The organism is Microcystis sp. LE18-22.4A (assembly GCF_027531105.1).
In the GTDB taxonomy this organism is placed as follows: domain Bacteria; phylum Cyanobacteriota; class Cyanobacteriia; order Cyanobacteriales; family Microcystaceae; genus Microcystis; species Microcystis aeruginosa.
This window is the reverse complement of record NZ_JAPZRB010000544.1, coordinates 1-11,676: the sequence shown is the minus strand read 5'-3', so window position 1 is coordinate 11,676 and position 11,676 is coordinate 1. Positions and strand designations below refer to the sequence as shown.

14 protein-coding genes and 4 pseudogenes are annotated in these 11,676 nt (G+C 40.0%); 13 read left to right on the top strand and 5 right to left on the bottom strand.

Annotated features, from left to right (window positions below; genetic code table 11):
- Positions 1–313: 313 nt before the first annotated feature.
- A complete protein-coding gene (locus tag O9295_RS23290) occupies positions 314–598 on the bottom strand; it encodes a hypothetical protein (RefSeq protein ID WP_044034028.1) in 285 nt (94 codons plus the stop codon).
- Between the two features lie 470 nt (positions 599–1,068).
- On the opposite strand from O9295_RS23290, the gene O9295_RS23285 reads away from it, so the two are divergent.
- From O9295_RS23285 to O9295_RS23270, 4 genes are all read left to right on the top strand, one after another.
- The gene (locus O9295_RS23285; RefSeq protein ID WP_288035667.1) at positions 1,069–2,661 is read left to right on the top strand and encodes a hypothetical protein; all 1,593 of its coding nucleotides are present in this window, start codon (positions 1,069–1,071) and stop codon (positions 2,659–2,661) included.
- 217 nt (positions 2,662–2,878) lie between these two features.
- Positions 2,879–3,517 (top strand): hypothetical protein, encoded by a 639-nt coding sequence (locus tag O9295_RS23280; RefSeq protein ID WP_008205651.1) that lies wholly within the window; start codon positions 2,879–2,881, stop codon positions 3,515–3,517.
- 153 nt (positions 3,518–3,670) lie between these two features.
- Positions 3,671–3,964: a hypothetical protein gene (locus O9295_RS23275; RefSeq protein WP_045361517.1), complete on the top strand. Its 294-nt coding sequence runs from the start codon at positions 3,671–3,673 to the stop codon at positions 3,962–3,964.
- Positions 3,965–3,966: 2 nt separating this feature from the next.
- On the top strand, positions 3,967–4,485 hold the full coding sequence (locus O9295_RS23270) for a low molecular weight protein-tyrosine-phosphatase (protein ID WP_061431734.1): 519 nt from the start codon (positions 3,967–3,969) through the stop codon (positions 4,483–4,485).
- A 14-nt stretch (positions 4,486–4,499) separates the two neighbouring features.
- Here the strand turns inward: O9295_RS23270 and O9295_RS23265 are convergent, their stop codons facing one another.
- Positions 4,500–5,156, bottom strand: coding sequence for a response regulator transcription factor (locus O9295_RS23265; RefSeq protein WP_061431602.1), 657 nt, complete (start codon positions 5,154–5,156; stop codon positions 4,500–4,502).
- Positions 5,157–5,516: 360 nt separating this feature from the next.
- On the opposite strand from O9295_RS23265, the gene O9295_RS23260 reads away from it, so the two are divergent.
- Together O9295_RS23260 and O9295_RS23255 are read left to right on the top strand one after the other, a co-directional pair.
- Entirely contained in the window at positions 5,517–6,632 is a 1,116-nt protein-coding gene (locus O9295_RS23260; protein ID WP_002761333.1) for a branched-chain amino acid ABC transporter permease, read from the top strand.
- Between the two features lie 125 nt (positions 6,633–6,757).
- Positions 6,758–7,510 carry an ABC transporter ATP-binding protein gene (locus tag O9295_RS23255; protein ID WP_002795704.1) on the top strand — a complete coding sequence of 251 codons (753 nt, stop codon included), beginning with the start codon at positions 6,758–6,760 and terminating at the stop codon, positions 7,508–7,510.
- Here O9295_RS23255 and hisH read toward each other — a convergent pair.
- Complete coding sequence (hisH, locus tag O9295_RS23250) at positions 7,499–8,137, bottom strand: imidazole glycerol phosphate synthase subunit HisH (RefSeq protein ID WP_288035660.1); 639 nt, start codon at positions 8,135–8,137, stop codon at positions 7,499–7,501. The genes O9295_RS23255 and hisH overlap by 12 nt on opposite strands.
- Positions 8,138–8,245: 108 nt before the next feature.
- Entirely contained in the window at positions 8,246–8,449 is a 204-nt protein-coding gene (locus O9295_RS23245; protein ID WP_260441175.1) for a transposase, read from the bottom strand.
- Here O9295_RS23245 and O9295_RS23240 point away from each other — a divergent pair.
- The 7 genes and pseudogenes from O9295_RS23240 to O9295_RS23210 all read left to right on the top strand — a co-directional run.
- A pseudogene (locus tag O9295_RS23240) lies at positions 8,437–8,859 on the top strand (Uma2 family endonuclease); the annotation flags it as partial. The gene O9295_RS23245 and the pseudogene O9295_RS23240 sit on opposite strands and share 13 nt — an antisense overlap.
- A 17-nt stretch (positions 8,860–8,876) precedes the next feature.
- Positions 8,877–9,122 (top strand): annotated as a pseudogene (locus tag O9295_RS23235) (Uma2 family endonuclease); the annotation flags it as partial.
- Positions 9,123–9,130: 8 nt separating this feature from the next.
- Positions 9,131–10,015: an Rpn family recombination-promoting nuclease/putative transposase gene (locus tag O9295_RS23230; protein WP_288035658.1), complete on the top strand. Its 885-nt coding sequence runs from the start codon at positions 9,131–9,133 to the stop codon at positions 10,013–10,015.
- A 604-nt stretch (positions 10,016–10,619) separates the two neighbouring features.
- Positions 10,620–10,883 (top strand): annotated as a pseudogene (locus tag O9295_RS27990) (ribbon-helix-helix domain-containing protein).
- Between the two features lie 3 nt (positions 10,884–10,886).
- Positions 10,887–11,054, top strand: a complete 168-nt coding sequence (locus O9295_RS23220) for a hypothetical protein (RefSeq protein WP_288035655.1) — start codon at positions 10,887–10,889, stop codon at positions 11,052–11,054.
- Positions 11,020–11,244 carry a hypothetical protein gene (locus O9295_RS23215; protein WP_008205633.1) on the top strand — a complete coding sequence of 75 codons (225 nt, stop codon included), beginning with the start codon at positions 11,020–11,022 and terminating at the stop codon, positions 11,242–11,244. The genes O9295_RS23220 and O9295_RS23215 overlap by 35 nt, the downstream gene beginning before the upstream one ends.
- Positions 11,241–11,531, top strand: a pseudogene (locus O9295_RS23210) (type II toxin-antitoxin system RelE/ParE family toxin); the annotation flags it as partial. The gene O9295_RS23215 and the pseudogene O9295_RS23210, both read left to right, overlap by 4 nt.
- Positions 11,532–11,564: 33 nt before the next feature.
- Here O9295_RS23210 and O9295_RS23205 read toward each other — a convergent pair.
- Positions 11,565–11,676, bottom strand: a 112-nt coding sequence (locus tag O9295_RS23205) for a transposase (RefSeq protein ID WP_288025593.1), incomplete at its 5' end; no start/stop codon positions are given.

Here is an 11,676-nt window from a genome sequence, read left to right as displayed (position 1 = left end):
GTCAGTCTGTAGAGCGACCATAAGACCAGAACAGAGTAAATCTGTTAAGGCAGGTGCGGAACCCCGCAAGGGAAAGAAGCAGAAACCTAAATCGTGAGGTTTGGGAATCGCCGTCCGTTTTACGGCGGCGAGGATGTCAAAACCCATTTCTAGCAACCATTAGAAAGAACAAATTTTAACCTCAGATAAGGTGCTTTACACCCAACTAAGAATAACCGTTGGGGTGGTTGGGTTTCGCTTTTTCAATCGAATTGAGCCATTTTCGACCCCGTATTGTTTCGCTTAACTCAACCTAGGAGGCCGAAAACCTAGACTAACGCGGAGTAACTTCACTCAACGCTTCTTGCAGCAGTTCATCACTTACACCATGACGCTTCAAACTAGCAACGAGAGCAGAAATTGTATCTCCCTCTAGACGCTCCAAATCCGCACGCAGCCCTTGTCCAATGTAAGCACGCATCAAAGGTTGATAACCTGAGAAACCAAGCAACGGTGCAACCCGCTTTAAATCTTCAATCACATCTTCGGGAATACGAATCGTGATTGTAGTCATAGGGCGATTTCTCTCCAGTCGTTTTTTTAATGCCTCAACTTTCATAATACCGTCATGGTTGATCGGGTTAATCCTAGATTTCTCGTCATTCCAAACAAAAGTAATGCCACTGAGGACAAAATAGACATCCATACTTGTAGTATAGGCAGGATGTATTTACATTGTCAATACTTTATTAACACACCCTACGAGAGCAGCAATTATTATAGGTTGGGTTGACGCAAGGAAAAACACCCTACGAGGCTCTAGGCTTATTGACAGATAAAAATCAATTCAGGGTGATTTTATGCTAATCTGCAACTTACCGACTTATAATAAAAATGTTCTTGCCAAAGAAGTTGTAGCTAACTGCTTAACTGAATCTGCTAGGATGCTATTACAGAATAGAAGACTACATCTATTAATTACTGAGGCAGAACTAAGTTTAACCGCTCTTTTTTCACTACTTCTATCGCTTTGGGTCCCAAAAATTAGGCGTTTCGGTTTACCATAGTCAAAGTGTGCTTTCTAGGCTAATGACTTTGACTAAAAACCCCGTGATCAGAAACCGTCGTTTTTCCCCCCGCAATCTCTTTGAGACTTGCATGGCCCTATTGGTGTTATGCAATTATATTCTGGTTATTTTCGATTTAACCTATATTCCCCTGCGAGATTTTTGGTTACAGGGACGCTTGCAAATAACTTTATTAAGATTTAATGAACCAATAAAACTCGGGCCGATTGCCTTTCAAGAATTACAAATACCCCCCGATCAACCCCTAGAAATTCCCTTTGTTAAAGGAATCGCTAAGTATGATGTGGTGAAAGGGATTAAACCCTATCGCAGTACCAGTGAATATTTAGATACGGTTAATAAACTTAATCAACTAATTAATCAAAAGCTCTTTAACCCAGAGTTTAATCCGCAAGAATATCGCCAAGAGATCGAGAAAATTTTAGACAATTTGCGCCAAAAAAGTGTCAATATGATTGATAATAATCCCTTTGCCTTGGCGGAGAAAACTGGGACTTTAGAGAAGATTAAAAATAAAATGCGCTTGCGGGTTTTTCAAACAGAAAATGTTTCCGCAAAAGCAGCCTTTCAGAAGTTTTGGAGTTGGGATTATCTCATTCAAAATGGCTGGGAAAAAGAGTTGAAGTTTTTTAATCAAGAAATTCAACCTTTAATAGAAACTAATTATTTTCGTCCCCTGGGAGAAGATGGGAGACCGATAGATAACTTTGAGGCGATCGATTTTTTATTTGGTACCATCTTTTTCTGGGAATTTATGCTGAGAACTTGGTGGATTGCTCGCACTCATAAAGGCCTGCGTTGGCGCGAGGCTATGTTATGGCGTTGGTATGATATTTTTCTGTTTATTCCTATCTGGAGATGGTTGCGATTTATTCCTACCGTTATTCGCCTAGATCAAGTTAAAATTATTAACTTAAGACTGATTAAAGAACAGGCAGTTAAAGGCCTAGTTGCGCTAATTTCTAAAGATATTACTGAGATAATTGTCCTGAGAATTATTAATAAAATTCAGGAATATATTCGACGGGGACAAGTGGAGAAATTTCTCGATAAATCTCTAAATGGTGGATATAATAATCTCAATGATACTAATGAAATTGTCGAAATTTTTCGGTTATTAGTTAATAGTACCGTTGACAAGGTTTTACCGCAAATTAAACCAGAAGCAGAAGCTTTAATTAAATACAATATCGAGAAAATTCTCAGTCAAACTACCGCTTATCAAAGCTTATTGCGATTACCCGGCATGAAAGGGTTAAAAACTGACTTGAGCAATCGTCTATCTAGTCAATTGTATCAATCCTTTGTTAATATAGCTGAAAAGATTACCCAGGAAGACGAAGTTTTTGAGCGTTTAGTTCAGCAATTAGTCCAGCGTTTCGGGCAATCTCTCGCCGGGGAATTACAATCCCGTCACAGTTTAGAAAGAATCGAGATGTTATTAATTATCTTCCTAGAAGAAGTGAAATTAAACTATGTACAAGAATTCTCAGATGAAGACTTAGAAACTATCCTCGAACAAACTCGGTTACTCCACTCTCAAAGTGCAGAAATTACCCCAGTAGAAACCATGAATCCTCGTCGTCTTCCCTAAAAATTAGTGATCATTGATTAGGTAATACTAAATCCGTTAAGTATAGGCTACTTATAAGGAGAGGCACTCATGGAAAAGGCACTCATGCAAAAGGGGGAATAAATAATCAGTCTTTAATAACCAGATTTAGTATAATATTGCTTGACATTTTGCTCACTTTTGGACTAAAATATCCGATGAGAAATCCATTACTCAATTAAGCTAATTATCTACTCTCATGTTAACAAAAATTATTCTCGGTTTACTTTGGTTAGGCTTCGGATTATACGCTTTTTTACTAGCACCCCCTGATCAACCAGATACAGTGAATTTAATTATCAATCTTTCCACTGGGAAATGGCAAGATATCAACCCGTTAATTATCGCTCTTTTTAACCTGATGGGAGTTTGGCCACTTATCTACACTAGCCTTTTAATTATCGATGGTCGTGACCAAAAAATCATCGCTTGGCCCTTTACTTTTGCCTCCTTTGCCGTGGGTGCTTTCGCTATTTTACCCTATCTAACTCTCCGTCAATCCAACAGCAATTTTACTGGTAAAAAAAATCTGGTCATTAAACTTTTAGACTCACCTTGGTTAGGAGTAATTGCCCTAATTACTGCGGCAATTTTAATCGCTTACGGATTAATTAACGGCAATTGGTCTGATTTTTGGCATCAGTGGCAAACTAGCCGTTTTATTCATGTTATGAGTTTAGATTTCTGTCTTTTAACCCTATTATGTCCAATTTTGCTGCAAGATGATCTAACCCGACGGGGATTAAAAAATCCTTTCCTGTTGCCGGTAATTTCCCTATTGCCTCTAATCGGTCCGGCAATTTATTTAATTATTCGTCCTCGCTTAGGGGAGAATTAAGGGTAAATTACTTTGGGGAAACTCGGCCTAGTTATCAGTTGTTTTTTAACTATTTCTTGACAAGAGAAGTTCATATTTAACAGAAATTATGCTGAGGTTCCCCTAAAATACGAGTCAAGAGATTAATGTCCAGATTAGAAGGAGTGTTTAACCTTGTTAGAGAGTCAAAAACCACCTCGGATTTACTGCTTTCAAGCTGATTATCTTGCCTGCCAACAATTTAACCCCCAAGAGATTCCCGCTTGGTTATCCTTAGAAGTAAACTGGCAGGGTTATAGAATTCACACCCTACCCTGGGTAGCAGACGTAGCTAGGGTATTAGGATTATTAGCGATCGAAGATACCCCCCAAGGGTGGCAAGATTATTTAGAAAGCTTGGGATTAGCCAAAATTAGGTTAATGGACAGCGAGGAGTTTTTTGAGGATAAATCTTTATCGGGATGTTAAAAATGCCCTATAATTGGCAATTTAGTGATGATTCTACCGGTCAATTTATGCCCTATAAACTACTCTTCGTCTGTTTAGGAAATATCTGTCGTTCTCCCGCTGCCGAGAATATCATGAATTATCTGATTGAACAAGAAGGATTAAGCAATAAAATCCTCTGTGATTCGGCGGGGACTGCCGGTTATCATATCGGTTCTCCTCCCGATTCTCGCATGAATACGGCGGCCAAAAAACGCGGTATTCCTCTGCAAGGGACAGCTAGACAATTTACCCGCGAGGATTTCGAGAATTTTGATCTAATCTTAGCCATGGATAAAGCCAATTATCAAGATATTTTATCCCTAGATCGGACAGGAAAATATCAAGAAAAGGTCAAGTTAATGTGTGACTATGCCCGTTATCACCCAGAAAAAGAAGTTCCCGATCCCTACTACGGTGGTCGTGAAGGTTTTGACCGCGTAATCGAGCTACTTTTAGACTCCTGTGGCAGTCTTTTGGAGGACGTAAAAAACAAAATTTAAGTTTTTTCTTCCAGCTAATCGATTAATCTGTGTTCGAGGGAAAAACGCACCAATTCGGCGCGATTGTTAGTAGTTGTTTTTCTGAGTAAACTGCTAACATATTTCTCGATCGTGCGAGAACTAAGATGCAGTCTTTGCCCAATTTCACTATTAGAAAGTCCCCGGGCTAAATGTTCTAACACTTCCCGCTCGCGATTAGTTAACTTAAAATCGTCCTGTAAAGAAGAAGTTAAAACATCCCTAGTTTTGGGGCTTTCTTCTGGTTTTAATTTCTGATATTGACGTTCACTTTGCACCATTTGCGCTCGCTCTAAAAGATTGCGAATAACCGCTTTTAATTCCTCCATCTCAAAAGGTTTAGGAAGATAGATATCACAACCCACTTGATAACCGCGAATTCTTTCCTCTGTTGACCCTCTTTCGGTTAAAAAAATTACTGGTAATAACCTAAATTCTGGCTGTTGCCGCACCTTAGTCACCAAAGAATAGCCGTCTAAACGCGGCATTTTGATATCCGATACCAAAAGATGGGGATGATAGGTATCCAATAAATTCAAAGCTTCCAAACCATTACTCGCCGCCACCACACTATAACCTGCTAATTCTAAATAGTCTTTGACCGCTAGGCGGATACCGGGGTCATCATCGGCAATTAGAATCAAAAGAGGCATAGAAATTAACAGGACAAGGTTTTTTCAGTATTGATAGCCTAGCACCCTCCGCTCGTCACAATTGTCCATCAAGCTACAGAGGCCGTTGTAACTGATATTATACTAGCAGTTAGCAATCAGCCTTTTCAGTGATCAGTAATCAGATGTGAGTTTTCAGCTTTTTTCTCCTCCTCTCCCCACTCCCCCATCTCCCCCAACCCCTTTTTTACTTTTTACCTTGAAGATCGTTTTTGAGTTATAGCGTTTCTCATAAGTATGAAGTATAACTGGATTGGGCATCGTCTCCTGACTCCTGACTTCTGGCTCCTGACTCCCGAAACCGACAACTTTGTACCTCACTATTAAGATAATTGCCATAACATGACAGATTATTTAGTTTCCCTGACAATTTGGGCGGGTATTTACGCGATTTTTGCCCTCGGTTTAAATCTACAATGGGGATTTACTGGCTTAATTAACTTCGGTCACGTTGCTTTTGCCACTTTAGGGGCTTATGCAACGGTTTTATTAACTTTACAGGGTGTACCGATGATTTTTGCCGCCATTGTCGGGGCGATACTAGGGGCATTGTTGGGATTGGCGATCGGTTTTTCCACCCTGAGATTAAGAGCCGATTATCTAGCGATTGTCACCATCGGGGTGTCTGAGTTAATTCGTTTGCTGGTGCTTAACGAGGATTGGTTAACGAAAGGCAGTTTCGGACTACAACGTTATCCCCTACCTTTGGATATAAATCCCAGTTTTCCCGTCAAATTATTAATTATTGCCCTGTTTACCCTGCTTGCTATCTTTGCTCTCTGGCAATTGGGGCGCAATCTGCAACGACAATGGCGCGAAGCTGGGCAAATTAGCGGTAAAAGCTATCAACCGACGCAAAAGAGAGCTTTAATCTTTTGGGGGTCGTTAGGGGCGATAATCCTGCTTTTTCTGTATATAAACGGTGTAATTGCCTTGAATGACTATAATTACAAAGCGGGGCTGATGGTGGTAGTTTTAGTCCTCCTCGCTCTCGTTTATACTGGTTTAGAATTACTTTTGCGATCGCCTTGGGGACGCATCCTCAAAGCTATCCGGGAAGATGAAGAAATTCCCCGGGCTTTAGGAAAAAATGTCTTTTGGTATAAGTTACAATCTTTGATGTTAGGCGGTGCAATCGCTGGTTTAGCTGGGGCTTTTTTAGCATGGCAATTAACCACTATTTACCCGACTAATTTTGAACCGTTATTGACATTTAACGCTTGGATTATTATCATTCTCGGTGGCTCTGGTAGCAATGCCGGCACCTTACTAGGAGCAGTAATTTTCTGGGCTTACGATTCCCTGACTCGCTTTATTCTGCCCCAATTAGATATTTTTAATGATAGCCAATTAGGGGCTTTACGGATTATGATTATCGGTCTGCTGCTCATGGTTTTAATGATCTGGCGACCCCAGGGTATCCTCGGCAAAAAAGAGGAGTTAACTTTGGGAAAATAATTTCAGTTATCAGTTATCAGTTATCAGTTATCAGTTATCAGTTATCAGTTATCAGTTCATCGATTACTCTTCACTGAAAACACTTCCCACTTCATAATTCATAATTCATAATTCATAATTTATATATGTTACTTTCTGCCAAAGGATTATCGAAAAGTTTTGGGGGCATTCGCGCCGTCAATAATGCTTATTTGGATGTGCCGCAGGGCAGCATCACTGGGTTAATCGGTCCAAATGGAGCCGGCAAAACCACACTTTTTAACCTTTTATCTAATTTTATTCGCCCAGATAAAGGAGAAGTTTTTCTTGATGGTCAGCCCATTCATCAGCTGCCTCCCTATCAAATTGCCCTGAAAGGATGTGTGAGAACTTTTCAAGTAGCAAGGGTATTATCCCGATTAACGGTGTTAGAAAATATGCTCTTAGCTAGTCCGGGGCAAACGGGAGAAAATTTTCTCAAAGTCTGGTTTCAGGGGGCAAAAATTCGCCAACAGGAACAGGAAAATCGTGCCAAAGCTTTGGACATATTAGATTCGATTGGTCTAGGGGAGAAAGCGCAGGATTATGCGGGAGCTTTATCGGGAGGACAGCGTAAATTATTAGAGATTGGCCGAGTGCTAATGACCAAGCCAAAATTAATTTTATTAGATGAACCAGCCGCCGGAGTTAATCCCACTTTAATCGCTCAAATCAACGACCATATTATCGAATGGAATCGTCAGGGAATTACCTTTTTAATTATCGAGCATAATATGGATGTGATTATGTCCCTTTGTCACCACATTTGGGTATTAGCAGAAGGGACAAATTTAGCCGATGGTATTCCCAGCGAAATCCAAAAAAACGAGCGGGTTTTAAAGGCTTATTTAGGAGACTAAAGCTAATTTTTGCACCTGTTCAACAAAGTTAGCCAGAATTTTTAAGCCATTAGTCGAGGATTTTTCCGGGTGAAACTGCACCGCTACCAAACGATCACGAGCGATCGCTGCCGTCACCGTTTGACTGCCGTGGGTGACGGTGGCAGCAGTTAGATGACTATCAAGGGGATCAACATAATAGGAATGGACAAAATAGACGTGAGGATGCGGGGGTAATCCCTGCCAAAGAGCATGATCCGGCTGGGTGAAGTCTAATTGATTCCAACCCATGTGGGGAATGGTAATGCCAGGTTCCGAGCGAAAACGGCGCACTGTCCCCGGAATAATCCCTAAACCCGCCTCTTGACCTTCCTCCGATGTCTCAAAGAGAATTTGTAAACCGAGACAGATACCGAGAAAGGGTTTACCATTAGCGATCGCCGCTTTGATCGGTTTTTCGAGATGACGGCTGCGAATTTGCCGGACAGCAGGATCAAAAGAACCGACTCCGGGTAAGACAATAGCGTCAGCTTTTTCGAGATCGAGGGGAGAATCGGTAATTTTCGGCACTGCACCCACGGTTTCCAGTCCTTTACAGGCAGAGTGCAGATTTCCCATGTCGTAATCGATGACAGCGATTAAGGTCATTGCTATATACTGAGCAAGCGATAACCCTATTTTAGAGCAATCACGCCGCTAAATTAGGTCTTGACTCAAAAATGAAACGCACGACGGGGGAAGCCGAAGGCGGGGGGATCACATCGCCTTGTACCAGTTGAGAAAGTGCATAATTTTGGGTAAATCTTCTGGTTGGGCAGGTTCGATCAGATAATGGACATGATTAGACATGATACAGAGAGCATAAAGCTTAAACTGGTGTTTGTCTAAAGCCTTCTTGATGGCATAAAGAAATACCTCCAGGCATTCCCGCTTGGATAGTTTGAACTCATCGAGAATCAAATTTGAACGCCGATTTGGTTATTTGGAATCGTCAAACAAAACTCGGTAAAGTCTTGAGTTCTTCCACTATATTTACCTTACCCAAGAGGGGTAAACGTTCCCCTGATGTCGCTTGGATTGCTAATGAACGCTGGGAAGCTTTACCCCGAGAAGAACAAGAAAAAATTGCGAGAATTTGTCCTGATTTTGTGATAGAATTAAGGTCGCGCACTGATTCTTTAAGTCAACTCCAAGCAAAAATGCAGGAATATCTTGATAGTGGCTTAAGATTGGGTTGGTTAATTGATCCCATTAGTCAACAGGTAGCCATCTATCGCCAAAATCAGGAAGTAGAAATCGTCTCATTACCAACCACCTTATCTGGGGAGAGCGTTTTACCTGGATTTACTTTAGAATTACCCATTTTTTGACGACAGGAAATACCAAGATGATAGCAACTACAACAATTTCTCCTCAATTAACCATTCCACGCCTAGAAAATGGGGACAAGCTCACTCGTCGTGAATTTGAGCGTAGATATAATGCCATGCCAAATCTAAAAAAAGCAGAACTCATTGAAGGAATTGTTTATATTATGGCTTCTCCCCTCAGACTTAAGAACCATGGTGAACCCCATGCTGATATTATAGGTGGGCTAAGTGTGTATAAAGCCTTTACCCCCAATCTGCAATTAAAGGAGTAATGAAAACCGATAAAATCTTTTATACCCTATTTCAAGTCTTTCCCGAACTTCTCTTTCAACTGCTGGGGGAATCTCCGAATCTAGCGCAAAATTATCAATTCAAGTCAATCGAAATCAAAGAATTGGCTTTCCGACTCGATGGGGTATTTATTCCCGATGCTGACCACCCGGATTATCCGCTTTACTTTGTCGAAGTTCAATTTCAAAAAGACGAGGATTTTTATTGGCGATTTATGACTCAAATCTTCCTTTATCTCAAGCAGTATAAGCCGGAACGCGCCTGCTGTCCCGTGATTCTGTGGGGAAAGCGCCGCTTGGACATTGGGTTTCCCATCGCTTACCAAAATTTGCTAAACTTAGAGCATATCCAACAAATATATCTCGATGAAATCGAGGCTGAATCTCCTCCCTCTCTGGGGATAAGTATCCTCCAGTTTATCCTCATCAGTGGGAAAAAAGCACCCGAACAGGTTCAATCCTTGATTGAGCAAACCCGCCGACAGATTATTGACCCTAACACTCAAAGAAATGTTATCGAGTTAATCGAGAAGATTATTATCTACAAATTTCCTCAGAAAAGTCGCCAGGAGTTAGAAGCCATGTTTAATCTCACCGAATGGAAACAAACCAAGTTTTATCAAGAAGCTAAGGAAGAAGGGAAAATTGAAGGGAAACTTGAAGGGAAACTTGAAGGGAAGATTGAAGGGAAAATTGAAGGGAAGATTGAAGGAAAAATTGAAGGGAAACTTGAAGGTAAACTTGAAGGGAAAATGGAAACAATTCCTCTTCTGGTTAGGTTGGGACTTAATGAAGAACAAATTGCGCGGGAATTAAATCTAAAAGTTGAGATTGTTCATCAATTTATTGCCAATCAGAACAATTAAAACTTTTTAGCTAATTTACCAATGCAATAATCACCAAGTCCTTGACAAAAGTGATCATTTGTGATTAACCAAAGCCATCGAATCAATCTTAATCCCTTGGGAGATTGCTTCGGGGAGGGATTACTTTTCTTCAAGAGGGGGAACAGGGGAGAGGGGTAGCAGGGAAGCAGAGGTTTTTGCTCTCATAGTGGGACTTAGACAAAAAACAAATCGAGAAAAGCCTCAACTCCAATCCCCGCTTGGAATTTACTTCGAGAAGCCCAAAATCGCTGAAACCCAGATAGATCAAGGAAAATCATAAATCGAGGTTAACCCTTTGTCCCGTAATGGTTTGAGCCTTTTTTGCTCCCCGAAAATGCCTAAGTCCCAATAGTAGGTTGATTCATGAATCAACCTACTATGATTGGAGAGGGAGAGCAGGGAAGCAGGGTTTGTTTCTCTTCTTAAGTCCCCCTTTTCCTTAGCTTAAGAGTGCTAGAAGACTTAGACTCAGGGAGATGAACCCGTCTATCTCGCATTCTGTCCAAAATCTGTTAAAACTATAAGATGCTAAAAAGTCTGCGCTATAATACTCGATCAGGATGATATCACGGTAATAGAAGCGATGAACACTATCCAATTGACACCGGAAATAGAAGATTTGATTGCTCAACAAATCAAAACAGGAAAATATCAAGATGATTTAGCTGTTATTCAAGAGGGATTGCGTTTATTGGCAGAAAGAGACAGAATTTACCGAGGAAGATTTGAATAATTGAAACGGGAAGTCATGATTGGGGTGCAAGAGTTGAAACGTGGGGAAAGTTTTGATGGTAGAGAAGTCATCAACAGATTAAAAGCAAACAATCTTCAGAATTGTGGATATTAAATTATGACCGTTATTTTAATATCTTCAAGAGCTAAAGAAGATTTAGAAAGCATCAATAATCGGATTGCTTATTCTAATATTCAAGATGCCAATCAGTTAAACTTATTACTTAAATTAAATCAAGAGAAGATCAATTATGATAACATTAGAACAAGCTCTTATAACAGTTAATCAACTACCGATTGAACAGAGAGAAATGTTAATAGAAATTATCAAAAATCAAATGATAGAATCCTATCGAGAAGAAATAGCCCGAAATGCTAAAGAAGCAAAGGAAGCTTTTCAAAGAGGAGAATTAAAACCTCAACCCTTAGAAGATATTATTAATGAATTAAAAACTATATTAACAGAAGATGAATGAGAGAGATTATTGCAACACAGAAGTTTAAACGATCATTTCGTAAATTTGTCAAGCGTAATGCTCAACTTGAACAAAAAATTATTGAAACATTAAAGTTAATGCAAGAAGCTCTTTTTACACCTCAGTTAGCTACTCATTCATTACAAGGAAAATTATTAGGATTAAAAGCTTGTTCTTGTGGTTATGATTGTAGAATTGTATTTTCTTTGGAAACAACAGAAACTAATGATAAGGAGCAAAAAGAGGTAATTATTCTAATTGATATTGGTACTCATGATCAGGTTTATGAATTTTGGCTCTTCGTTACTCTTTATGCTAAATCAACATACAAGATGCCAAGACAACATACTTCTAACCCAAAAATTCCGAAAGTTTCTCAAGCCATAGGCTCTCCGTTTTATTAGTTTAAGTTTATTGTTGATTCCCTCGACC